A 25,228-nucleotide genomic window follows, 5' to 3' on the forward strand; every position below is an offset into this window, starting at 1 on the left:
TAAACCCAACTTTCGCACAATAATCTCTTCAGAATTTGGGCAACCCAAACAATGGATAATACGTACCTTTGCACCAAAAATTTTAAGCTGCAATTTTATGTCCACATCTCTTTATAATCCTTTTCAAGATTTACTATTCGACGATCATTTTTGCTTCCTCTCAGGTAATTTGACCACGGAACGCATTTCGGTTTTTCCCGAGTGGTTGATGAATCATTTTCAATTTGGAGACGAAAGAATTGAGATGATGGATAAAACCAAATCGTATAAATACAGTGACCTCGAATTACCGTGTTCTCCCGAAGTAAAAGATGCTTTTGCGCAATTGGATGTAAAAATTCAAGCTGCATATAAAAAAGGTTTTGAAGGAATGGCGGCTCTCGACGAAAAATTGCTTTTTCAATGGACAGGTAGAATTGTTTACGGTTTGCTCTACTACGAAATGGTTTACGAAAGAAACAGACTTCAAAAGTTGGGAGAAGATTTTAACCTTTCTCCGATGCTTCGCGAGCGTTTTGGGCACTTTCACTTAATGCTTCAGTCTTTAATTGAACCAATTTCGTTTAAAGGAAACAAGCCGTGGAGTATTATTGTTTTTCCGCTTAAATATTCAGCAGATATTTTTAGCTATCGCGATGATACCGTTAACTTATTGTTTTCAATGGGTGTTAACGGTTTCGGGATTATTGCGTGTTTGCAGGATAATGGGGCAATTGGTGAGAAGCAAAAGGATATAGTTGAAAAAATGAAAGGCCACATTTTGCACCCAGTCCAATTTGAGGAATTGTACGCACGGTTTCACTACTCAGATTATATTTTTCAATATAAACCGCAATACAAAATTGAAAGCGACGAAAACGGAATTACTATTGAAGCCCTTCCGATAAAAAAAGTTGGGAGCAAACCACTTTTCGGGTTTTGGGACGAAGATATATTTGCACAATTACTCGCCAATTATTGGCAGGTTTACGGCATTGAAAGAGAAGATATCTTAAAGTTTCAAAAGCCACCGCTTAGCTTTCTTGAAAATCCATATTCCAAAGATTTTATTAATCCAGAAACTATTGAATTGCCTTTCTAAAGTGAATTAATCTGCGTCCCAAAACGCAACATATTTTTTAGCGATGGAAACATAGTCGTGTTCCCGTTCAATAAACTGTCTGGCATTAATTGAAATGGTAGCCAGTTTTTCAGGATGCAAGATTAAATTTTCTAATTTTTCAACTAAGTAATCTACATCGGGAAGCGTGTTAATGCATACTTCATCTTCCTTTAAATTAAACCGTTCCAAAAACTCGGTTTCCGCGCCAGTAAAAACTACTTTTCCTTTTGCCATTGCTTCCAACGCGTTATACCCTTGATCGTACGCAAAAACTTGATCTAAAAGAATATGAGCCGAATTATACTTTTCAATATATTCTAAATACGGCACATTCTCAACCGTAATTACTTCAACTTTTGAAGAATATTTTTGCAGTATTTTTTCTAGCGCAGCTTCAAAATAATCATTTCCTTTTTTAAAATAATTCTCCCGATTGATGCCGTGAAAAATGTTGATTTTACCTTTGGAAGAAATAGGTTGAAACTGTAATTTCTTTGTATTTATAGGGTTCGGGATTAGTCCGAAATATTTTTCAGTTCCCATTAACGGAATCGCGTAATCAAAATCTGAAGCTGCTACCCCTTTTACATTTTTAAGGATAAAGTTGTGCAAATCTTCAAATTCGGGCTTTAAATATTTTAAAGCCGGGTAAAATTCTTTTTCTGAAACTTTCCCGTTGAAAAGTGGATCGAAAATAGAATATCGAAACTTTTTTTCGAAGGCATATTTCACGCTCGTATAATCTGTACCGCAGGAAAGTAGAAAGAGGTTTTTGTTATTCTTTTTTAAATATGAAATGATTTCCTTTTCGTATTTCGGCAAAATCCCGAACGAGCTTTCGTTAATAAATTGCACCGCATCAAAACCTTTAAATTTTTCCTTTTGCTCAAAAAATTGATTTTTTAAGGAAAGCGAAGTGATATCTAATCCGAAAAGCCGATACAAACCAATCTTCACTTTTTTTAAAATTCCAGAATTGAAATTGCGTTTTAAAAGTATGTCTGACGGATAATTTTTAAATGCATCGCCCGTGGAAACCAGCGTTACTTCGTGGCCCAGCGCCAATAATCCTTCTTTTAAGGAGTTGTGCAATCGGCTGTATTCGCCCACTAAAAGTATTTTCATTTGCAGATTGTATTATTTTTATCGGTCAAATTTACATCTCAATCTAAACTTTTTGTAGTGTCAAAAAATGGCTTTGGATGTTTCATAAAACCTATATTTGCGCTGTGCAACCAAAAATACACAATAAATAGTGATGGCCGCTGAAAAGAAATTTAAAGTGTGTCTAGTTTCCATTTCGCTCGCAAAGGGCGGGTTGGAGCGGTCTTGCGCCATGCTTTCGCAAATGCTTGAATCGCAGGGGCACGAAGTACATTTGGTAGTTTTAAATAATGAAATTGATTATCCATTTAGCGGTAAACTGCTGAATTTAGGAAAGTTAAAAACCGAAAACGATACAATGGTAAAACGGTTGCTTCGTTTTCGGAAACTTCGGAATTATTTAAAAACAGAAAAGTTTGATGTAATAATTGATCATCGTCCCAAAAATAATTACCAACGCGAACTGTTTTATTCAAAATATATGTATCGTGAACTGAACAAAATGTACGTGGTTCACAGTTCAAAAAAGGCGGAATACTTGACCGAAAATCCAACTGCATTTGCAAAAATCTGTAAAAGAAATCTTTTAAACGTAGCTGTTTCGGAATATATTGAAACCGAAGTTTTAAGAAAGGAAGGAATAGAGAATTCCATAACAATTCACAATGCTTTTAATCCTGCTTGGAAATCCGACGGCGGTGAATTACCCGAAATACTTCGAAATAAAAAATACGTACTTTCTTACGGTAGGTTAGACGATTCAATAAAAGATTTTTCATTTTTAATTGAAGCTTTTTCAATTTCAGAAGTTTGGAAAACAGACGTGCATCTCGTAATTCTGGGAGATGGAATGGATTTGGAAAGGCTTCAAAAGTTGGCGAAATTTAAAGATTGTTCGCGACAAATTATCTTTTTGCCTTTCACAAATAGTCCTTTTGAAATCATTAAAAACGCGCGTTGTGTTACGCTTACCAGTAAATACGAAGGTTTCCCGATGGTGCTTGTAGAGTCGCTATCGATGGGAACACCAGTGATTTCGCTGGATATTATTTCGGGTCCTTCGGAAATAATACAACATAACAAAAACGGTTTGTTGATTGCCGAAAGAAGCTTACCTTTATTTGCTGAAGCGCTGCAAAGCGTATGTTTTTATGAGACGCTTTTTCAAAATTTAAAGAAGAATACGAAACCTTCCGTCGAAAAATTTTCAATGCAGAATATTTCTGAAAAATGGAACCAAACTTTACACAATGCCTTATACTGAAAAATTAGAAAAAATTAGTCTGTTAGATATTCCAAAGATTACTGATCCTCGAGGAAATCTGTCTGTTATTGAAGAGGGGTTTTTGCCGTACGAGGTTAAACGGGTCTATTATTTGTATGATGTGCCAAGTGGTGCTTATCGTGGCGGACACGCACATAAAGAACAACAGGAATTTTTAATAGCTTTAAGTGGCAGTTTTGAGGTGCTATTGGACGACGGAACGAATAAAAAATCCGTCATTTTAAACAAGCCCAATAGCGGATTACTAATACCTACTGGAATTTGGAGAGAACTCGAAAACTTTTCGTCAGGATCAGTCTGCTTGGTGCTCTCATCGGGACGATTTCTTGAAAGTGATTACATCCGCGAATACGACGAGTTTAAGTTATTTAAAGGTGCCTAATCGCAATCCTAATTTTTCTAAATTGTTTTTCATTTTCGATAAATGCTTCAAAATTGTTTTATTTTGGCGGAGTAGAAAACGCTGTCTTTTACTGAGGTTTTCTGGATTTATTTTGCTGAAATTTTTCTGAAAAGCTGCTTTGTCGCTCTCCATTTTCGCCAAAATACAAAGCGAATATCTATTTAAATCTAAAAACTTTTTTAACGTAGGATTGTCTTTTTCAAAAATTTCGTAGGCTTCAAAATTGGCTTTTTCATCCAGTTTTCGCACACTATTAAATAAACCGCTTTTTCGAATTACATAGGTTACACAGACTTTTGGGCTAAAAACCACTTTGTATTTCAGCCCGATGCGGACGTACAAATCTGTGTCCTCTCCGCTTATAATTTTAGGATTATACCCACCCACTTCATCAAATACATTTCGTTTTATAACCACGGACGAACTGTGCAACACCGAATCTAATTGGCTTGCTTCAAAGTAATCAACAAGTGCAGCATCCTTTTCAATTGTTTTGATGGAATAGCTATTTTGAAATTTTTTCCCGTTGCGCTTTATTTCGGCGGCGGTGGCAAAAATATATTGGCTTGGAAATTTTTTTAGTAGTCTATTTTGCTCTTCCAAATAGAAAGGATACCAATAATCGTCTGCGTCTAAGAGTGCTATGTTTTCGCTCTTTGCTTTTTCAATTGCTGCATTTCTGGCGGCTGCGGCACCTTGGTTATCTTGTAAAAAATAACGAATCCGCGGATCTTTAAATTTTAAAATTTCGGCTTCGCTGTTATCGGTAGAACCGTCGTTTACGATCACAATTTCAAAATCGGTAACAGTCTGCGCCAAAACACTTTTTATAGTATCGCCAATGTACTTTTCTTTGTTAAAGACCGCTATTACAACTGAAAATTTAAGCATCTTTCGCGTTTAAAGAACTAAGATAACCCAAGCGATATAAATCAAAAAGAAAAAGGGAAGGTTTAGTGGAAGTTAGATTTTTGAGAATTTGAGATTTCGAAATGTAATAAACCCAGCGTACTACTAAAAGTAGATGAAGATTTTTAAGCTTTGAATAGGTTTTTAGAATTTTCACGGTTTCCACATCAATTGCGCTGTTTTTATAAAAATTCAATAAATTTTGAAGAGCCAATTCAGATTTTTTTATGAAATCTTCATTAGTTTCCAAATTTAGATGAATCACAGGGTTATCAATATGCATTAAAGTTAGTTTGTTTTTTTGAAGTTCAAACGCAAAAACGGAGTCTTCATATCCATAACCTGCCAGTTTTTCATTAAATTTTATTTTTTCAAATACATCTTTTTTGATGGCGAAACCCATAGTTATAAAGCTTCGGTATGGATTTTCTAGGCGCTTTTGGAGACTCAAACTTTCGCGATTGGTGCCGTATTTATACCTTAAACTTGCATTTTCTGGAGTGTTTTTAGGGTATTCAATTCCGCCAAAAACCACGGAAATATCTTCGGAAAACGAAGCCAAATATTTTTCTATAAATTCTGAACTTGAAGGAAATGTGTCTGCATCTAAAAATAGCAACCAGTTATACTTCGCCTTTTCAGCCAAAAGATTTCTGATTTTACTTCTTCCAATATTTTCATTTAAAATCTGATATCTGCAATTTTGAAATAAATTGATTTTTGAATTTTCTTCAATAATATTTTTTTTGGTTGAAGCATCATCCAGAACCAATATTTCAAAGACTATAGCTGCGCTCGTGCATTGTTTGTGCAAGGCTTCAACCATCGAAAAGATGTTGAAATTGTATGTTGGTATGAGGATTGAAATCATTTTTTGCCAATCAATACAGTTTCTTCCATAAACCCATAACGCTCGTTTGGTGGAAAAGTTTTGGCTTCAATCTTTTTAAAGCCATTTTCGTCAAGCCTTTCTAGTAATCCATCCACAGAATAAACGCGCACATGGTCTTCTTGCCCGAAAGCTTTCAGTCGTTCTTTTGGGGTCTTTTTTGAAAAATCTTCGTAAATAGCTCCCGTCTTAAAAGGCGTTTGTATTATGCACGTTCCATTCTTTTTTAATACGCGGTATAATTCTGACATCGCTTTTTTATCGTCTTCAATGTGTTCTAAAATATGATAACAGATTATTAGGTCGAAAAAATCTTTTTCCAAAGGAATTTGGGTAATGTCGTAATGGTATTCAGCAATAAATTCGTCTTCATAATCGGTGCTGAAATAATATATTTTTGGGTTTTTCTTCAGTAATCTGAAAACACTTCGCGAAGGTGAAAAATGAAGCACTTTTCCGTGGAGTAAATCTTTTGAATTTAGGAAAGAATAAAGTCTTCGTGTTCGCGAACGACTTCCACAAAAAGGACAAAGCAGATCGTCGGGTATTTTTATAAACTTTTTTATTCCCTTTGCACACACAGTACACTCGTGATTTTTTCCGCCAAAGTGAAATGCAAAAATAGAGCGAAAAAAAATCTCGTGTTCAAAAAGTATTTTTTTCGGAACTAGCGAAAGCGCTACTTTTTTAAGTGTTTGGTACATGCCGCTAAAATACAGCATTCTTTTTTGGATGTGGAATATTTCTGTTTAGAAATGCATCAAAAAGCTTCTGTATTTCTTCAATTTTGAAAAAAGAAGTACCTTGTGTGAAAAGAATTTTACGTGCGAATATTATTTCTGTTTTCCTTAATTTATCTATTTACATTTTCGGCGAATGCTCAGAAAGAGGCTTGGTTTTACCTCCGCGCTAGCGACACTGCTTTTGTGCCTTCATTCGAAAAAAAAGGTGATTACTTGGTTTACACAGGAAATGACGCGCGATTGGAAGCTGCACTGCGGAATTATAAAATTAAGACCTTCAAAAAAACGTGGAAACATGCGCGAAAGGAAAATCTAAAAAAAACCTTTTTTGTAATCGCCGATAAAGAAGCAATGATGACCGATTTGCTACAGAACGCCGCACATCTTTTTGAATTTGGCGAACTGATTGCCGAGGAGGATAAAAAAATATTCGAGCCCAATGATTACGGGTTAACAAGCACGATTGGCGAAAACCGTGGTGCGCAAGTAAATCTTGATTATTTGGATGTAATGGAGGTGCCCAAAGCTTGGTATTATACTACAGGCTCTCGCGATGTTATTGTTGGTATATCGGACGGTTCCGTGCCCACAGACGACATAGAATTTGCGGGAAAAAGTAAGCAAATTCAGGAGTCGTTTTTGGCTAAAGGACATGGTATTTCGGTAGCGGAAACTGCGGCGGGCCAAGGAGATAATGCGTACGGAATTGCAGGCGTCTGCTACGATTGCAGTATTTACGCTACAAATTATGGACATTTTAATAATTTGAAACAGCTGGTTGAACTTTCTAGGTTGGGGGTGAAAGTAATTAATTGCAGTTGGGGACTTGCACATTATTACGAAACGGCGCAACAGGCAATTTATGAAATGCTGGAAAACGGAACCGTGGTTGTAGCAATTGGCCACAATCCATCTTTTATCAAAACCAAAGGAAAGAAATTTTACTATCCGGCTTCGTATGACGGAGTAATCGCGGTTTCCTCGGCTTCGCATCGTTTTGAAAATTACTCGGAAAATATACAGATAGAAGAAGACAAAGGATTGTATTATGTAAAAAACATTCGGAATTATGTAGGACTCACAGGTGGTTTTAAAAATAATGATACTACTCAAGTTCCATATTTGTACCCAATTAGTATTAGAAACCTAAACAGTGCAATTGATATTGTGGCGCCTTCAAGTGGTTTGTTTAGGTACAGCGAATTGGTGCTGAGAGATAAAATAGACGTGAGTGAGTTTAATCAAACTTCGGGGGTTGCTCCTTTGGTTACGGGAACAGTGGGACTTATGTTTTCGCTCTATCCTTGCCTTCCCGCGGATGAGGTGGAAAGCATTATTAAACTTACATCAACCAATATTGACGATGTGGAACCCAATAAACCGTATGCAGGAATGTATGGCGCCGGAATGCTAAACACCGGTCGCGCTGTAAAAATGGTTTTTGATATGTTTGCTGAAAAAGAACCGGCTGTAATAGAAAACCAGCGTTTTAGTCGTTGGAATTTTAAACTCACCTCAATTTCTGAAGTGTTAATCCAAAATCAAGAATTTACTGAAGACGCTCGTTTGGATTTAACTTCAAAAAAGCGAATTACTATTTCAGAAAACACGGTTTTAAAGCCGGGTGCGCTCGGGAAAATTCATCTTAAAATTGATTCGTCACTCGAAAAAGAATGTGAACTACAACTTCGCGATCCGAGTATTTTGGATGATTAGTTGTGGATTGGACGTTTTGAAATATAATGTTTTGAACCACTAGTTCACGATTCACTATCTCTTTAATTGAAGTGCTAAACTGTTTTTTGAACTACTTCAAAAATTTGGTTTTCGTCGCACTTTAATGTTTTGGATGGATATTTCAACAATAGGGCGTAATCGTGAGTAGCCATTAAAATAGTGTTTCCGTTTTTGTTTATTTCGCGTAAAACTTCCATTACTTCTACACTTGTTTGCGGATCGAGGTTTCCGGTGGGTTCATCTGCTAAAATAAGTTCGGGGTCGTTTAAGAGTGCACGGGCAATTGCCACGCGTTGCTGCTCACCGCCCGAAAGTTGGTACGGATATTTAAACGATTTGGTTTTCATATCTACTTTTGCCAACACATCGTTAATCTTACTTTCCATTGCAGATTTGTCTTTCCAGCCGGTTGCAGTAAGCACAAAAAGTAAATTGTCGTGAACGGTTCGGTCGTTCAACAATTTAAAATCTTGAAAAACTACACCCAGTTTTCTGCGTAAAAAAGGTATGTCTTTTTCTTTTAAAGTGGCAAGATCGTAACCCACAATATTGCCTTCGCCTTCTTTTAGGGGAAGATCGCCGTAGAGGGTTTTCATAAAACTACTTTTACCCGTTCCTGTTTTCCCGATTAGATAAACAAATTCGCCTTTATCAACCTGCACACTAACGTCGGATAGCACCAAGTTATCGGTTTGATAAATGGCGGCGTTTTTTAATTCTAAAACTGGCTGGGACATATTTTTTATTGTTTAGGTAAAATTGAACTACAACTATAAGTATTAATGGGAAAAACGGCATTGAAAAGCGGGAGTTACCGCCAAAGGTAACTAAAGCCTGCCCAACGGATGCCCCCAAAATTAGTAAAACACAGAAGAATTCAAAAGTAAATAACCATTTTCTATTTCGTATTCTTTTATAAAAGTGAAACGCACAAATTATTAAAAAAAGTATTTTCAGAAAGATAACAATAGGCGTCATAATAAACAGCCAAAAACCTGCTAAAACCCACTTAACTTCTTTGATTTGGAAGGATTCATAATTCCACATTATGCCCGTGTTCCAGAAATCTATCCAAGATAGCGAGACTCTTTTTAAGTAAGCAAGTTTATTGTTTTTTAATAAATCCTCGTTCATTGGTTTAAGCAACTGCGAAAATTCGGCAACTGTGATTGAATCTTTTCTTTCCAAATCCGCAAAAACGTGCCAAATGGCCATGGCGGGATCTTTACCAATAGTAATTAATGAATCTCTTTTACGAACGTGTAAATCACGGATAGTAGCGTATTTATCATCTGCATTTTCAACAAAGAATACCGTTGTTTGCGCAACATTTATTCCTGAAAAAGCGGTAATGGCTTTATAGCCCGTATGCTCTTCGTTAAAAGAACTCCAAAACGAATAAAATATAAACGCCGGAAGACATAAAAGCACAACGCTTATTAGGTTGTGAAAAATTCCTCTTCGGAAGTTTAGAACCAAATAATAAAAGGCAATTAACGGGGGAAGTATTATAAACATTGGCCGCACAACGAGTGCCAATGTTGCAGCCAAACCGACCAGCATGATTTGCAGGAAACTGAGCCGCTGTGAGAAAAAGCCGGTTTTAAACAAAACCCAAACACACAAAACCAAACTAAACAGCGTAAGATATTCTGTAAGAATTGCACGTTCGTAAAAAAGAAGATGCATAAAAATTGAAGGAATAAGTCCAATCAAAAGTGAAAAATTCAGGTTTTTGCTCTTTTTATAAAAAATATAAAACAGCATAAACGAAGTGAGTATTCCCAGGATATTTTGATAGATTGCGGTAACTGGTTCTGAAAGATTTGCTAAGAATATAAAGAGAGGATAGCCGGGAGTGCGCGTGCCGTTGTAATTTGTGAAATCCCAGTTTTTAATCATTTCGGCAATGGTTAAATAACCGCCGGAATCGTTGAAAATACTTACGTGGCCATTGTAAAGTACATATACTAAAACCCGTACCAATACGCCAAAAACGAAAAGGAAAGTATAGGGATGTTTTTTAGCCCGTTCCCACGTTTTTTTTAAAATCATTTATTTGAAGTTTGAATGATTTTTTTCAGGGCATCTATTTCCTTTTGCTGCTGAAGTGTATATAATGTCAATTCTTCAATTTTTTGAAGTAGAAGGAGATTCATTTCTTTTAGCGAAATTCCTTCCCGTTGCATTTCTTCGGCCGAAGGGATATTGGGCAAATGGTTGTTCGCCATTATAAAAACCTCCAATTCTTCCAAAGAAATTAGTTTGTATTCTGGCATTGCTTCAGAAAAGCCATTGAAATAGTTTTCAAAAACATAATCGGGCGCCACGGCACCGTATAAATCTACCAGCACTTCCTGTGTGTGTATTTTACCTTTTACAGTTAAAAGTTCGTCCGGAGTTGGAGTGCCAATGCCTATTTTTCCATTTTTTTCAAAAAGGATTTTAAAAGAATTGCGCTGCGCGGTGGCAGAAACACAAAACAGCAGTACAGCTGCAATCACGATTTTAGGGAATATTTTTTTCATGCCAATTAAATTTTTATAAAAATAGGGGTTATTTTTGGAACCAAACGGTTTTTGATTTTTACCATTGCAAACGCAAACGCAAACGTAAACGCAAACGCAAACGCAAACCAAACGCAAACGCAAACGCAAACGCAAACACAAATGCAAACGCAAACGCAAACGCGAACAATAACGTTATGCAGAGACAAGGCATGCCTTGTCTCTATCAATCAATCAATCAATCAATTAATCAATCAATCCATGCGTTAATTATTGAATTTATCGCCCCGCCAATTCTGCGGATTTTTAATAATATAATTTTTAATACGGTTATATTCCGCGTGGTTCCTAATAATGTGGTCGTGAAATCCTGCCTGCCAACCATTTTGTATTTCCAAACGATTTGCATGTCGGGTGACCGCCGATTTATACGAACCCACGATGGACGATATGGTGTTTTTCCCCTGATTTTGGAATCGGTTTTTCCCCGTTGTTCCGGGTAGAGACAAGGCATGTCTTGTCTCTACGGCCATGCCGTCGCCATCCGGTTTATCAATTAATAAAATACCGTGAATATGGTTGGGCATAACCACAAATTCACCCAACGAAATGTGTTCCGAATGATTTGGAATTTCGTGCCATAAAATATTCACAATAATCCCTAACGATGAAAATACCATTTTCCCATTCTGTATTTCTCCAAAAAAATGTTGTCTATTTTTGGTGCAAATTGTAATAAAATAAGCGCCATTCCAGCCGTAATCCCACCATTGCGCTCGAATAGATTCAATTCTATATTTCCCTTTGAATTTTTTCACCATCAATTGATTTTCAAATCATTGAAATGAAATTTTAATTGTTAAAAATAAAGAATATTTCCGTAAAAATTTGAAATGTAATTTATTGCAATATGTGGCGTTATAATAGGGATAAATTCACCCAAAAACCATTCGTTAATAAATCCTTAAAAATTACAGTATCGCCGAAAGCTACATTTAAAGTTAAATATCTTTACGCCACAAAAACTGTAACTAATGGTTAAGAATTTTCTTGTTTTATCGCTTTTAATAATTTGTTCATTTTCATCATTTTCGCAACAATCTGCTGCGTTTACAAATGATTTTGCCGAGTTCAACAAAGCGTTGGAACTTTACAATAACGGTCAGTATTTAGCCGCCCAAAGCCTTTTCGAAAAAATTAAAAATAGCAGTAACGACGAAACCGTGCAGAGCGATTGCGCATATTACGTTGCAAATGCCGCTGTGCGTTTGAATCAGCAAAATGCCGATCAGTTAATGGAGGAATTTGTTGAAAAACATCCCACAAGTTTAAAACGAAATTCGGCTTATATAGATGTGGCGAATTTTTATTTCGAAAACGGAAAATATTCCCACGCGCAAAAATGGTACGACAAAGTAGATGCCAGTAGTTTGAGCCGAAGTGAGCAGGAACGTTTTAATTTCAATAATGGATACGTATATTTTAAGGCGAAGCGGTACGACGATGCGAAAAGCTATTTCAATAAAGTTTCCAATTCGCAAAAATACGGCTCGCAAGCAAAATATTATTTAGGTTTTATTGCATACGAAGGCGACGATTACGAAGAGGCCAACAAAAATTTTGAAGAAGTAAAAGGCGAGGAGCGCTATTCCGAAGACCTAAGTTATTATCAAGCCGATATGAATTTTAAGCTCGGTAACTTCCAAAAAGCCATTGATATGGGGAAGGCGCAGTTTAGTAAAAGCAATCCGCAGGAGCAGAGCCAACTTTCAAAAATTATTGGTGAAAGCTATTTTAACCTCGAAAAATATGCTGAAGCAATTCCGTATTTGAAAGAATACAAAGGCACGCGTGGCAAATGGAACAACACAGATTATTACCAATTGGGTTACGCTTATTACAAAGAGGGCGATTATGAAAGCGCCATTGGTGAATTCAATAAAATTGTGGACGGAAAAAATGCCGTTGCCCAAAATGCCTATTACCATTTAGCCGAAAGTTATTTAGAACTCGATAAAAAACAGGAGGCTTTAAACGCATTTAAAAATGCTTCGGAAATGGATTTCAGTGCCGAAATTCAGGAAGATGCGTTTTTAAATTATGCGAAGTTGAGCTACGAAATTGGCAACAGCTACAAAAGTACGCCACAGGTTTTGCTTTCTTTTATTGAGAAATACCCCAACAACGCCAATAACGACGAGCTTAAAAAGCTGTTGATTGATAGTTACATCACTTCAAAAAATTATAAAGAAGCATTGAATTTGCTTGAAAACAACAAAAATTTCGCAGATAAAACGGCCTATCAAAAAGTAGCTTTTTATCGCGGAATTGAATTGTACAACGAAGCAAATTACAACGAAGCAATATCCTATTTCGATAAAAGTTTACAGGAACCGCAAGACGCCAACTTCACCGCACGCGCTACGTATTGGAAAGCTGAAAGCAATTATCAACTTTCAAATTTTGAAAAATCGTTGGCGGGTTATAAAAAGTTTGCACAAATACCGGGTGCGCAAAACACTTCAGAAAATAAAAACTTGAAGTATAATATGGCGTACAATCAATTTAAGCTGAAAAATTATACCGATGCAATCGCCAACTTTAAAAGTTATGTAGGATCTTCTTCCACAGAAAAAGTTCGTAAAAAGGATGCGTATCTGCGTTTGGGCGATAGTTATTTTGTGACCAGCCAATATTGGCCAGCAATGGAAAACTACAACACTGCAATAGAATTGGGTGGCGACAACGATTACGCGCAGTTTCAAAAAGCCATTAGTTACGGTTTTGTGGACCGAAGCGAAAAGAAAATTGAAGAGCTAATTGCTTTTATAAAAGCATATCCAAAATCGGTTTATCGTGACGATGCGTTGTACGAATTGGGAAATACATACGTAGCACAGAATAGAAATAACGAAGCAGTTTCGGCATACGACCAACTAATTCGCGAGATTCCAAATAGCAGTTTTGTTTCAAAAGCTTTGCTGAAAAAAGCGCTGATTTTTGAAAACACCGGAAAAAGCAACGAAGCGCTCGCAATTTTTAAAAGAGTAACAAAAGATTTTCCAAGCACGCCCGAAGCTTTGCAGGCCGTTTCTTCGGCGAAACTTATTTATATAGAACAGGGAAATGTTGATGAATACGCGCGCTGGGTAAAAACCTTAGATTACGTGCAAGTGGGCGATACCGAACTTGACGATGCAGCTTATGCAGCGGCTGAGCAGCCATATTTGGAAAATAAACAAAGCCAGGCACAAAGCCGTTTTGAAGATTATTTAAAGCAATTTCCGAGTGGTTTACACGCACAGAATGCACATTTTTATTTAGGCCAAATTTACTTTGCCAATGCGAAAAACGACCAAGCCATTCCACATTTTGAGTACGTTGTAAATCGCGAACGCAGCGAATTTACCGAACAAGCTTTGGCAAGGATTTCAGAATTGTACTTGGCGAAACAGGATTACCAAAATGCCTTAAAATATTTAACCCGTTTGGAAGCCGAAGCAGATTTTCCGCAGAACATAATTTTCGCGCAGACTAACAGTATGAAAGCTTCGTATGAATTGAAAAAATATGCTGAAGCGGTAAACTATGCCGAAAAAGTACTTCAGAATTCTAAAATAGACAATTCAATTAAAAGTGATGCGCAAGTAATAATTGCGCGTTCCGCGATGAAAACCAATAACGAAGCAAAAGCCAAATCAGCTTATGCCGAAGTTCAGAAAATTGCAACGGGCGCCCTCGCTGCCGAAGCGCTTTATTTTGATGCTTACTTCAAAAATAAAGCGGGGAATTTTGAAGGTTCAAACGCTTCAGTTCAGAAATTAGCGAAAGATTATTCGGGTTATAAATTGTACGGAGCCAAAGGTTTGGTGCTAATGGCGAAGAATTTTTATGCTTTGAAAGACGCGTACCAAGCAACTTACATTTTGGAAAGCGTAACTAAAAATTTCACCGATTTTCCCGAAGTGGTCGCAGAAGCAAAAGCGGAACTAGCCGTAATTAAGAATGCGGAGGCAAAAACCAATTCATCTGTAGAGACCGGAAACTAAAATGAATTCAAACCCGAAAAGGTTTTCAAAACCTGTTAGGTTTAATCAACGCTCAAATAAAAAGACACAAAATTATATACTATGTTCAAGACCCTTAAAGCAGGATTTTCATTAAACATACAAAACATTCCGTCCCAGCCATCCCTTCAAAGGGCGGGAATGACTTCTCCCTTTGCCGCGGGATTGAGGGGGGTGTTCTTCCTTTTTACCTTAATTGTCGTTGGGTTTTCAGCAAATTCACAAGAAAAGGAATTAGACACTGAAGTGGTAAACGTTGTAAAACCGTACACACCTACAATTTCAGACGCTTTTAAAGTGAAGGAAACGCCTTCGTTAAACGATTCTATTTCCACTACAAAAAAGGAAGTGAAATACAGTATATTTTCAGTTCCCGTTGCCTCAACTTTTACACCGGCAAAAGGGAAAGCTACAAATGTTGAAAAAGCAAAACCTATAAAATTGTACGATAATTACGCCACGCTTGGTTTTGGAAATTACACTTCTATTTTGGGTGAATTGTACAGCAATTTTCAGATAAGCCGAACCGATAATGCTGGGTTTTTCTTTCGGCACAATTCTTCGCAAGGTGATATAAAAGGAGTGAATCTTGAAAATAAATATTACGACACAAGTTTGGATGCAAATTATACCAGCCGTCAGCGCGATGCAACGTACAGACTCGATGCCGGCGTGGAGCACCAATTGTACAATTGGTACGGGGTACCAGATTTTATTTTTGTTCAAGAACCCAACGTATCAATTGATCCGCAGCAAACGTATATTAGCGGTTATGTAGGCGGGAATATTGCTTTTGAAGATTTGTTTTTTGAAAGAGGCACTGTAAATATTCGTTACTTGGGCGATGCTTTTTCCTCTTCGGAATTCAATGCTACGTTGAAGCCTGAGTTTTCATTTCCGTTGGAAACCGTAACCTTCAAAATTGATGGCGATATTGATTATTTAAGCGGAAGTTTCGATAAAAACTACGCAAATACTTCAGACATAAAATACAGTTATTTAAACGCAGGTTTGGCGCCATCCATCACTTTTGTGAATGAGGATCTCAGCATTTCATTAGGTGTTGCGGGGTATGTGAGTTTAGATTCTGAAAATAGCAAAACCAACTTTTCACTTTACCCAAAACTGAACGCTTCGTACCGTTTAATGGATGAAACAGTAATTTTGTACGGTGGGGTAGAAGGCGGCCTTCAGCAAAATACATATTATAATCTTAAGGAAGAAAACCCTTTTATTTCACCTACTTTATACATTCTTCCCACCAAAAATTTATATGAAGGTTTTGCCGGAATTAAAGGAAAATTGTCTAATTCGGTTGGTTATAACGTAAGGGCTTCCTACGGAAAAGATGAAAACAGAGCGCTTTTTCAAGCAAATGCAATTAATAATTTAAGTCCGGAGCTGGAAGGATATCAATACGGTAATTCCTTCAACGTGGTTTATGACGATATAAATACGTTGGCTTTTTTCGGAGAATTGAATGTGGAAGTTTCCGATAAGTTTTCTATAGGAATTAATGCGAATTATTACAACTATAGCACAGACTTCCAAAACGAAGCTTGGAACTTGCCAGAGTTGAAAGCTTCGGTGTTTTCAAATTTCAATATAACCGAAAAATTATACGGTGGTGCTTCATTATTTTACGTGGGCGAAAGAAAAGATTTAGTCTATAATAACAATCCTTTCAACACTTCATTTGACAGCGAAGTAACGCTGGATGGTTACGTAGATGCTAACTTACATTTTGGCTACAGATTTACAGATAGACTCTCGGTTTTTGTGAAAGGCAGCAATCTGTTTGGCGATAATTACGAAAAATGGATGAATTATCCAGTGCAAGGAATTCAAGGTTTGGCTGGAGCTACGTATAAGTTTGATTGGTAAATTTTCAATAAATTATAAATTCATAAAACATCCGTCTGTGGCGGATGTTTTTTTATTTTTACAGTTTAATAACTTCTACTATGAAAAAACTACTTTCCCTATTATTCGCAATTGCACTTTTTTCCTGTGCACCCGATAAACTTCCCGCAGATTTATTGATTAAAAACGCGACAATTTATACGGTCGATACGGATTTCAGTATTGCAAATGCCTTGGTTGTAAAGGATGGAAAAATTCTTGAAATCGGTTTAAAACCCGAACTCGAATTGAAATATAACATCAAAGAAACCTACGACGCCAAAGGGAATACAATTGTTCCTGGACTAATTGATGCCCACGCGCATTTATACGGGCTCGGATTGGGTTTGCGAAATGTTGATTTAATAGGAACTAAAAGTTTCGAAGAAATTCTGGGGCGTGTGGTGGCATTTCAAGAAGAAAAGCAAATGCCCTATATTATCGGTCGTGGTTGGGATCAAAACGATTGGGATGATAAAAATTTCCCCACTAAAAAAGAGCTGGATTCGTTATTTCCCAATACTCCAGTTGCGTTGCAAAGAGTTGATGGACACGCCTATTTAGTAAACTCCACAGCATTGGAACTTGCTGGAATTACTTCAAAAACAAAAGTGGCCGGTGGCGAGGTGGTTTTGGAAAATGGAGAGCCAAGCGGTGTTATCATTGATGCTCCAATGGCTTTAGTTAGAAAAACTTTCCCAGAAATCAATACCGAAGTTTCAACCGAAGCACTTTTGGAAGCCGAAAAAATAGCATTTCAATATGGTTTAACAACCGTTGACGATGCTGGTTTGGGCAGAAAAATAATTGAGTTGATCGATACGCTTCAAAAAGAAGGAAAGTTTAAACTCAGATTGTATGCGATGGTAAGCAATAACGCTAAAAATCGAGACTATTATTTAAATAAGGGAATTTATAAAACAGATAGACTCAATGTGCGTTCTTTTAAAGTATATGCCGATGGTGCTTTGGGTTCCCGTGGTGCCGCAATGCGCGAGCCGTATAGCGATATGCCACACCATTTTGGAGCTATGATTACCACTGCCGATAGTTTGGATTACTTAGCTGAAAAAATTGCCGCTTCCGAATTTCAAATGAATACGCACGCCATCGGCGATTCTGCAAATATTGCCGTGCTTCGAGCTTATAAAAAAGCATTGGAAGGTCAAACAGATAGACGGTGGCGTGTGGAACATGCACAGATTATTTCGGCCCAAGACTTCAATTATTTTGACGATAACAACAACATACTTCCATCTGTGCAACCAACGCACGCCACCAGCGATATGTATTGGGCCGAAGATAGAGTGGGGGCAGAGCGAATAAAAGGTGCATACGCTTATAAAGAATTGTTGAACAAAGCCGGAAGCATCGCTTTAGGAACCGATTTCCCCGTGGAACACGTAAACCCAATGTACACTTTTTACGCTGCCGTTGCCCGAAAGGATTTAAAAAACTATCCCAAAGAAGGATTTCAAATGAAGAATGCTTTAACGCGTGAAGAAGCTTTAAAAGGAATGACAATTTGGGCAGCATTTGCCAACTTTGAAGAAGATGAAAAAGGAAGTATTGAAGTGGGGAAGTTTGCAGATTTCACCATTCTCGATAAAGATATTATGAAAGTTGACGAAATAGAACTTCCGAATACAAAAGTGATTGCCACATTTATCAACGGTGAAATGGTTTATGAAGCCGAATAATGACTTTGCATTCTTTGCGACTTTGCGGTGGAAATCTTACCACAGAGACGCTGAGGGCGCAGAGAAAAATTGAAGATGGAAAACATTCTAAAACAACTTCCGCAGAAAGCAAAAGAAACAGCTACCGAAAACAAAAAGTTTTTTGCAAAGTTGAAGAAAAGGCCGCCCAAACATCTCGATAGTTTGATGCAGGAATTGCACGAAGCAGAATTTAAAAGAACAGATTGTTTAACGTGTGCTAACTGTTGTAAAACCACCGGCCCGCTTTTTACGGACAAAGATATTGAGCGTATTTCAAAACATTTTAGAATGAAACCGCAGCAGTTTATTGAAACCTATTTGCGGGTTGACGAGGAAAATGACTATGTGTTGCAAAACGTTCCCTGTACTTTTTTGGGAGCCGATAATTATTGCAGTATTTACGACGTACGCCCTAAAGCTTGCCGCGAATTTCCCCACACCGACCGAAAAAAGTTTCAGCAAATTTCAAACCTTACAATGAAAAATGTTGCTATTTGCCCAGCGGCTTTTAATATTGTGGAGGAAATGAAACGACGCTTGCCGTAATGAAGTGGCTTCGGGTTCGCCCAGCCACCTGTTTGGGTCATTGAGCGTAGTTGAAATGACTTTTTTTTTCTTGCTTTTTCAATCGTGACTTCGGCTCCGCTCAGCCACCGGTTTGAATCATTGAGCGTAGTTGAAATTTTATTTATACAGCAAATACTTCGCTCGTGTTTTTGCAAATTCAACAAGACCCTTTTTCCAAGTTGCGCGTATTTCTTCGGCAGATAAACCTTCTTCAATTTGTTGCTGCAATTTCTTCGTTCCAGCAAGTTTCACAAAAAAGGAATTGAAAAAATCCTTCTTTTTTCCGTTGGCGCTGTAGGCATCAATTAACCATTCCAGATTTATTTTACTCAATCTCGGCTCCTTCCGAAGATCTTTTCCGTGGCAAAGTTGATTTTTAAATTTTGGATTTTTTGCTCCTTCATTCGATTGTGGCGTATATTCAAAAGTATATTTTGAAGCAGGCAAACTCGGAGCCCCAAAAATCTGAAATTGCATCTCGGTACCGCGACCAGCATTAATAAATGTGCCTTCAAAAAAGCATAAACTGGGGTAAAGATTTATAGACTGGGCGTTCGGTAAATTAGGCGATGGTTTTATGGGAAGTGAATACGGTGTTTGGTGGGTGTAGTTTTGCATTTTAATTACTGTTAATGCGCATTGTATTTTATCTTTTAACCACCCTTCGCCATTTATCATTTTTGCATATTCGCCAATGGTCATGCCGTGCACCACGGGGATTGGGTGCATACCCACAAAACTTTGATGTTCTGCTTCTAAAATTGGTCCGTCAATATAATGTCCGTTTGGGTTTGGGCGGTCTAAAACAATTACTGGTATTCCTGCTTCAGCACAAGCTTCCATTACATAATGCAGGGTAGAAATGTAAGTATAAAAACGCGCGCCCACGTCTTGAATATCAAAAACCACTACGTCAATTCCTTTTAATTGTTCCTGCGATGGTTTTTTATTACTGCCGTAAAGTGAAATTAGAGGAACGCCAGTTTTTGAATCAATCCCGTCTTTTACGTGTTCGCCAGCATCGGCAGTGCCTCGAAAACCGTGCTCGGGGGCGAATACTTTTTTAACTGAAACTCCACTCTTTATAAGGTGATCAACTAAATGAAATTCCATATAAAATGTATGCTGAGGTGAGGTTTGATATTCTTCATCGGCTATATCCTCTACCATTGAGGTTTGATTTGCTACAACCCCTATTTGTTTCCCTTTTAATAGATAATGATATTCTGAAAATCTATTTGCACCGAGTTTAATTTTATCATTGACATAAACTATATCCTCCATGCTAATCTCGTCTATTTTTTTTTCTCTTTCCTCTTTCTTCTCAGTGGAACTTCCGCAAGAAAATATTGTTAAAACAACCAATAAAACTGTATTTTTGAAAAAAGTTAAGCCCATAAAACCTCAGTGAATTTCGAATTTTTCATCGCTCGGCGCATCATTGCTTCCAAGGACTATAAAAGTAGTATTTCGGCACCGATAATAAAAATTGCAATTACTGCAATTGCACTCGGTATTATTATGATGCTAGTTTCTATTGCCACAGGCGTTGGACTTCAAAAAAAGATTCGCGAAAAGGTTTCTGCTTTTAATGGCGATATTATCATTTCGAATTTCGACACCAATTTCTCCAACGATTCACAAAACCCGATTTCAAAAAACCAGCCGTTTTATCCAACTTTTAAAAACATTGAAGGAATAAAACACGTACAGGTTACCGCTTCCAAAGGTGGCGTTATTCGCACCGAAACCGATTTTGAAGGTGTAGTAGTCAAAGGCGTTGGCGATGATTACGATTGGTATTATTTCAAGGATTTTTTAATTGAAGGAAATCTGCCCGACTTTAAAGGTGATTTAAACGAAGATATCTTGATTTCAGAATATTTGGCAAATAGACTTCATCTGAAATTGGGCGATAAAGTGACCACTTTTTTTCTGAACGATGAAGTTTCCAAAACCCCGCGCAGTCGTGGTTTTGATATTGTGGGAATTTACAACAGCGGCTTTCAGCAGTTTGACGAACAATTCATAATTACCGACATTCGCCACATCCAGCGATTGAACAAATGGGAGGCCGACCAAGTTGGCGCTTTTGAAGTTTTTGTTAATGATTTTGAGGAAATAATCCCCATTGGAAACGAAGTTTATAACGAAACCGGAAGCACGCTGGACACACAGACCATCCGTCAAAAATATGCTTCCATTTTTGAATGGCTCGATCTTTTCGATTTCAACATTATTATGATTATTGGGATTATGATTTTGGTTGCGGGCATTAATATGATCACAGCTTTGCTAGTTTTAATTTTGGAAAGAACCCAAATGATAGGAATTTTAAAAGCTTTGGGTAGCAACGATTGGAGTGTACGGAAAGTATTTCTTTATAACGCGATGTATTTAATTGGCGTAGGACTTTTTTGGGGAAATGTAATTGGAATTGGACTGCTTTTAATTCAGAAATACGGTAAAGTATTTAAACTGAATCCAGATACCTATTATGTAAACGAAGCTCCTATTTATTTGCATTGGGATTATATTTTAATGTTAAACACAGGCACGTTTCTGCTTTGCCTTTTAATGCTTTTGATTCCTTCTTTTATCATTTCAAAAATTTCTCCTGTGAAGGCGATTCGGTTTGAGTAATTGCGAGCGAAGCGAAGCAATCCCAAACCCCTAGTTTATTCAAAAAAGATATGATTGTCTTAAAAATTAACTAAAAATATTCCTACAATTCGTTTTTTTTTTTTTTCATTTGCTGGGTATTAGGAAAAGTACTGGTGCGCACTCACTTTACGTTACAAAAATTTCACCTACTAATCTTTAAATTTTTATATTATGAAAATCAAGCCTCGAATCTGGCAATATGCTTTCATATTGCTTTTTATCTTTACATTATTATCTTGTCAAAAGGAAGAAGCTTCCGATCAGCTACCCTTGCAATCACAGCAGATTGAAAATTTTATTGACCAATCAACGGCTTCTACCATTGCTTCTGAATTTATTTTTGATATTAAATCCAAAACCTCAAATGAGATTACTTATTTGAAGAAAGAGGTGGAGGAAGTTTCTCCAATACAAGATGAAAAAAAATAACATTGTTTTTTATATAGTTAATTATAAAAATGGCGGCTTTGTAATTCTTGCGGCAGACAATAGATCTATTCCTATTTTGGCATATTCTGAAACAGAAACTTTCAATTTAAACGCTGAATTTTACTCCTCTGGTCTAGTTGAATGGTTATCTGAAACTAAAGAAAGTATTAAATATCTAAGGGAAAATAAAATTGATCAATCCTTGGAAGCCAAGAAAAACTGGGAAGATGTAAATATTTTTCAAAAAGAACCCCCGGGAGGAGGTTGTGAAAACGAATTTGAACAAGTAGATCGTTTGTTAAGTACAAGTTGGAATCAAGGTTCAGGTTTTAATAATTATATGCCATTAAAAAATTGTAATCCTCCATTACCTAATGGTAGAGCTTGGGCAGGTTGTGTTCCAGTAGCTATTGCACAAATGATGCGATACCATCAATATCCCACAAATTATAACTGGTCAAATATGCCAACAAATAATATGGGAAATAACACTATTTCATCATTCATTAAAGATATTCACGATAAAATTAATTATTATGGTTCTGCAGTTCATTATGAATGTGACGCAACTGGTGTGAATACTGATTATAATACAGCAGGTTTATTTAGAAATTTCTTTGGCTATTCTACCGCATCTTCTGCAGATTATAATTCCAATATTATTGTAAATGAATTAAGAGCCAATAGACCTGTAATTTTACAAGGTGGTAGAAATGCAAATTGGTGGATATTTAATAATTACGATGATGGACACATGTGGGTCTGTGATGGTTTTAAGAGAAGCAAAATATGTATTTTTGATGATAATGGCAATCCTATTGGTGCCGTACATTATTTGTACTACAGAATGAACTGGGGATGGGGAGGCGAATATAATGATGCATGGTATGCAAATAATAATTTCAATCCTAGTACCTATACATTTAATTTTCAGAAAAAAATGATTTATAACATAAAACCTTAATAATTATGAAATCAATTCTTATAGCGTTATCTGTATTCTTTTTGATAAGTTGCAGTAGAAATGATGAACCTCAAGGACAAATTGTAATTGATTTAGGTGTAAATTTCTCTATCCAGAGTGCTACTGGAGAGGATTTATTAGATCCTAATAATTCAAATGCATTTAAAAAAGAGAATATTAAAACATATCACTTAATAAATGGTGAAGTTAAGCTCGTAGGTGCAGATGATATGCTTTTTCTAGGGAACAATGGTCTATATGTTTTTGGAACTTTTGTAAATTATGAAGGAAATGATGAGTTCTCCATAACGTACATTGATTGGAGCGAAACGGATAGGGATACGATCAAATCTCAAATTTATAAAACCAAAAATCAAATTAGAGCAATAAAAGTTTGGTATAATGACACTTTAATGTGGGATGTGGAAAACGGTGGTGCACCTTATTTTACAATTGTGAAATAAAAAATTTTTATAAGTTATAATTTATAGACCTCACAGGTTTTCCTCCTTCGCTGAAATAGCTTGTGCCTCTGCTAAAGCTTCAGCGACACGCGGTCGAAGGACAAAGGGAAAACCTGTGAGGTCTTTTCGTTTAAACAATAAATTGTACCTTTGTCCTTCTGTACCGAAGCCTCTTGTAAAACGTAGCTTTAGCGAAGTTGTATGGTGAAGGGGTACTTTTCTTCAAAAAAATCTATGGAATACGCAGAAAATATATTAGGAACCATCGGCAACACGCCAATGGTAAAAATCAACAAAATTATTGGGGATATCCCCGCTTTGGTGCTTGCCAAATACGAAACTTTTAACCCGGGAAATTCAGTTAAAGATAGAATGGCGGTAAAAATGATTGAAGATGCCGAAGCCGACGGAAGATTAAAACCTGGCGGTACAATCATTGAAGGTACTTCTGGTAACACCGGAATGGGCCTCGCCCTTGCAGCTATTGTAAAAGGCTATAAAATGGTGTGCGTAATTAGCGATAAACAGAGCAAAGAAAAAATAGATATTCTTCGCGCTGTTGGAAGCGAAGTAGTTGTATGCCCAACCGATGTGGCGCCCGAAGATCCTCGTAGCTATTATTCCGTTTCAAAAAGATTGTCTGAGGAAACTCCAAATAGTTGGTATGTAAATCAATACGATAATCTCAGCAACACCAAAGCACATTACGAAAGCACAGGCCCAGAAATCTGGAAACAGACCGATGGAAAAGTTACGCATTTTGTAGTGGGCGTGGGAACTGGCGGAACAATTAGTGGAGTAGGGAAATATTTAAAAGAACAGAACCCAAATGTAAAAGTTTGGGGAATTGATACCTACGGAAGTGTTTTCAAAAAATACCATGAAACGGGAATTTTTGACGAAAACGAAATCTATCCCTACATCACCGAAGGAATTGGCGAAGATATTCTTCCAAAGAATGTAGATTTCAGCATTATTGATGGCTTCACGAAAGTAACCGATAAGGACGCCGCAATCTACACCCAAAAACTCGCCAAAATGGAAGGTTTCTTTTTAGGAAATTCTGCCGGTGCAGCAATAAAAGGTTTACTTCAATTAAAAGATAAGTTCACGAAAGATGATGTTGTGGTGGTACTTTTCCACGATCACGGAAGTCGGTATGTTGGTAAAATGTACAATGACGAGTGGATGCGTGAGCAAGGTTTTATTGAGGACGAAGCGTAATAGTTACTTCATCCATTCAATATTTTGCGTGTTTTAATACGGCTGCCGTTTACGGGTTTAATTTATTCGCGTTAAATTTGTATATTAACTACTTCAGTTTATAGCATACTTTAGCCGTTACTATGAAAAACGAAGCCAAAAAATTATTTCGCTTTTTGCGCACAAAACCGGTGCCTGCCAATACCAATGAAATTTTGGCGTTGGAGCGCACCAAATTGGCTAATGAACGCACGTTACTTTCCTACATTCGTTCTTCGTTATACCTGCTTTTGGGCGGAATAGGTATTTTACAATTAAAAGATTTTGAAAGCATTCAGTGGCTGGGTTACGTAGCTTTGGCAGTTTGTATTATTTTTTTAGCAGTGGGTGTTTTTAGATATGTTTTACTTTCGCGAAGACTTTACAAATGGAACCGCATTCTTTTTGTGGATACTATTTCAGAAAATGTTGAAAAACAGTCAAGTGGTAAAGAAAAATTGCAAAAAGAGGAAGTTTAAAACCTACATTATTTTGTATCTTTATAGTACTATTTAAAGCTCCCCGCTAA

Annotated in this window: 23 protein-coding genes; 14 read left to right on the forward strand and 9 right to left on the reverse strand. The window is 36.9% G+C overall.

From position 1 onward, the window contains the following. The first annotated feature begins 97 nt into the window (after positions 1-97). Positions 98-1,081 (forward strand): hypothetical protein, encoded by a 984-nt coding sequence (locus K8089_RS11245; RefSeq protein WP_237603389.1) that lies wholly within the window; start codon positions 98-100, stop codon positions 1,079-1,081. Between the two features lie 6 nt (positions 1,082-1,087). Here K8089_RS11245 and K8089_RS11250 read toward each other — a convergent pair whose 3' ends face one another. After that, on the reverse strand, positions 1,088-2,227 hold the full coding sequence (locus K8089_RS11250) for a glycosyltransferase (protein WP_237603390.1): 1,140 nt from the start codon (positions 2,225-2,227) through the stop codon (positions 1,088-1,090). A gap of 133 nt (positions 2,228-2,360) precedes the next feature. Between K8089_RS11250 and K8089_RS11255 the strand changes: the two genes are divergently transcribed. Then, positions 2,361-3,470 carry a glycosyltransferase gene (locus K8089_RS11255; protein WP_237603391.1) on the forward strand — a complete coding sequence of 370 codons (1,110 nt, stop codon included), beginning with the start codon at positions 2,361-2,363 and terminating at the stop codon, positions 3,468-3,470. Continuing rightward, positions 3,457-3,873 (forward strand): sugar 3,4-ketoisomerase, encoded by a 417-nt coding sequence (locus K8089_RS11260; RefSeq protein WP_237603392.1) that lies wholly within the window; start codon positions 3,457-3,459, stop codon positions 3,871-3,873. Before K8089_RS11255 ends, K8089_RS11260 begins: the two co-directional genes overlap by 14 nt. Here the strand turns inward: K8089_RS11260 and K8089_RS11265 are convergent. From K8089_RS11265 to K8089_RS11275, 3 genes are read right to left on the reverse strand one after another with little or no spacing between them, the layout of a single operon-like run. Next, complete coding sequence (locus tag K8089_RS11265; protein WP_237603393.1) at positions 3,856-4,785, reverse strand: glycosyltransferase family 2 protein; 930 nt, start codon at positions 4,783-4,785, stop codon at positions 3,856-3,858. The genes K8089_RS11260 and K8089_RS11265 overlap by 18 nt on opposite strands. After that, positions 4,778-5,674 carry a glycosyltransferase family 2 protein gene (locus K8089_RS11270; protein WP_237603394.1) on the reverse strand — a complete coding sequence of 299 codons (897 nt, stop codon included), beginning with the start codon at positions 5,672-5,674 and terminating at the stop codon, positions 4,778-4,780. The genes K8089_RS11265 and K8089_RS11270 overlap by 8 nt, the downstream gene beginning before the upstream one ends. After that, entirely contained in the window at positions 5,671-6,414 is a 744-nt protein-coding gene (locus tag K8089_RS11275) for a class I SAM-dependent methyltransferase (RefSeq protein WP_237603395.1), read from the reverse strand. The genes K8089_RS11270 and K8089_RS11275 overlap by 4 nt, the downstream gene beginning before the upstream one ends. Before the next feature lie 102 nt (positions 6,415-6,516). Here K8089_RS11275 and K8089_RS11280 point away from each other — a divergent pair, with 102 nt between their 5' ends. Continuing rightward, complete coding sequence (locus tag K8089_RS11280) at positions 6,517-8,151, forward strand: S8 family peptidase (RefSeq protein ID WP_237603396.1); 1,635 nt, start codon at positions 6,517-6,519, stop codon at positions 8,149-8,151. A gap of 74 nt (positions 8,152-8,225) precedes the next feature. On the opposite strand, the gene K8089_RS11285 is transcribed toward K8089_RS11280, so the two are convergent. From K8089_RS11285 to K8089_RS11300, 4 genes are all read right to left on the reverse strand, one after another. After that, positions 8,226-8,909, reverse strand: coding sequence for a cell division ATP-binding protein FtsE (locus tag K8089_RS11285; RefSeq protein WP_237603397.1), 684 nt, complete (start codon positions 8,907-8,909; stop codon positions 8,226-8,228). Beyond that, positions 8,857-10,227 (reverse strand): hypothetical protein, encoded by a 1,371-nt coding sequence (locus K8089_RS11290; protein WP_237603398.1) that lies wholly within the window; start codon positions 10,225-10,227, stop codon positions 8,857-8,859. The genes K8089_RS11285 and K8089_RS11290 overlap by 53 nt, the downstream gene beginning before the upstream one ends. Beyond that, a complete protein-coding gene (locus K8089_RS11295; RefSeq protein ID WP_237603399.1) occupies positions 10,224-10,700 on the reverse strand; it encodes a tail fiber protein in 477 nt (158 codons plus the stop codon). Before K8089_RS11295 ends, K8089_RS11290 begins: the two co-directional genes overlap by 4 nt. Before the next feature lie 245 nt (positions 10,701-10,945). Next, positions 10,946-11,500, reverse strand: coding sequence for a transposase (locus K8089_RS11300; protein ID WP_237603400.1), 555 nt, complete (start codon positions 11,498-11,500; stop codon positions 10,946-10,948). Between the two features lie 213 nt (positions 11,501-11,713). On the opposite strand from K8089_RS11300, the gene K8089_RS11305 reads away from it, so the two are divergent. The 4 genes from K8089_RS11305 (at position 11,714) to K8089_RS11320 (ending at position 18,915) form a co-directional block, all read left to right on the forward strand. Next, positions 11,714-14,728 carry a tetratricopeptide repeat protein gene (locus K8089_RS11305; RefSeq protein ID WP_237603401.1) on the forward strand — a complete coding sequence of 1,005 codons (3,015 nt, stop codon included), beginning with the start codon at positions 11,714-11,716 and terminating at the stop codon, positions 14,726-14,728. Between the two features lie 81 nt (positions 14,729-14,809). Further along, entirely contained in the window at positions 14,810-16,630 is a 1,821-nt protein-coding gene (locus K8089_RS11310; RefSeq protein ID WP_237603402.1) for a TonB-dependent receptor, read from the forward strand. 80 nt (positions 16,631-16,710) lie between these two features. Further along, on the forward strand, positions 16,711-18,348 hold the full coding sequence (locus tag K8089_RS11315; protein ID WP_237603403.1) for an amidohydrolase: 1,638 nt from the start codon (positions 16,711-16,713) through the stop codon (positions 18,346-18,348). A gap of 75 nt (positions 18,349-18,423) precedes the next feature. Beyond that, positions 18,424-18,915, forward strand: coding sequence for a YkgJ family cysteine cluster protein (locus K8089_RS11320; protein WP_237603404.1), 492 nt, complete (start codon positions 18,424-18,426; stop codon positions 18,913-18,915). 138 nt (positions 18,916-19,053) lie between these two features. Here the strand turns inward: K8089_RS11320 and K8089_RS11325 are convergent, their stop codons facing one another. Next, positions 19,054-20,334: an exo-beta-N-acetylmuramidase NamZ family protein gene (locus tag K8089_RS11325; RefSeq protein ID WP_237603405.1), complete on the reverse strand. Its 1,281-nt coding sequence runs from the start codon at positions 20,332-20,334 to the stop codon at positions 19,054-19,056. Between the two features lie 9 nt (positions 20,335-20,343). On the opposite strand from K8089_RS11325, the gene K8089_RS11330 reads away from it, so the two are divergent. The 6 genes from K8089_RS11330 (at position 20,344) to K8089_RS11355 (ending at position 25,178) form a co-directional block, all read left to right on the forward strand. Continuing rightward, positions 20,344-21,579, forward strand: coding sequence for an ABC transporter permease (locus K8089_RS11330; protein ID WP_237603406.1), 1,236 nt, complete (start codon positions 20,344-20,346; stop codon positions 21,577-21,579). A gap of 192 nt (positions 21,580-21,771) precedes the next feature. Next, complete coding sequence (locus K8089_RS11335) at positions 21,772-22,029, forward strand: hypothetical protein (RefSeq protein WP_237603407.1); 258 nt, start codon at positions 21,772-21,774, stop codon at positions 22,027-22,029. Next, positions 22,016-22,993 carry a C10 family peptidase gene (locus tag K8089_RS11340; protein ID WP_237603408.1) on the forward strand — a complete coding sequence of 326 codons (978 nt, stop codon included), beginning with the start codon at positions 22,016-22,018 and terminating at the stop codon, positions 22,991-22,993. The genes K8089_RS11335 and K8089_RS11340 overlap by 14 nt, the downstream gene beginning before the upstream one ends. A 5-nt stretch (positions 22,994-22,998) precedes the next feature. After that, positions 22,999-23,457 carry a hypothetical protein gene (locus K8089_RS11345; protein ID WP_237603409.1) on the forward strand — a complete coding sequence of 153 codons (459 nt, stop codon included), beginning with the start codon at positions 22,999-23,001 and terminating at the stop codon, positions 23,455-23,457. 234 nt (positions 23,458-23,691) lie between these two features. After that, positions 23,692-24,681: a PLP-dependent cysteine synthase family protein gene (locus K8089_RS11350; protein ID WP_237603410.1), complete on the forward strand. Its 990-nt coding sequence runs from the start codon at positions 23,692-23,694 to the stop codon at positions 24,679-24,681. Between the two features lie 155 nt (positions 24,682-24,836). Further along, positions 24,837-25,178, forward strand: a complete 342-nt coding sequence (locus tag K8089_RS11355; RefSeq protein ID WP_338149253.1) for a DUF202 domain-containing protein — start codon at positions 24,837-24,839, stop codon at positions 25,176-25,178. Positions 25,179-25,228 lie beyond the last annotated feature (50 nt).

Origin of the sequence: Aequorivita vitellina (genome assembly GCF_022008365.1) — a bacterium.
GTDB lineage: Bacteria > Bacteroidota > Bacteroidia > Flavobacteriales > Flavobacteriaceae > Aequorivita > Aequorivita vitellina.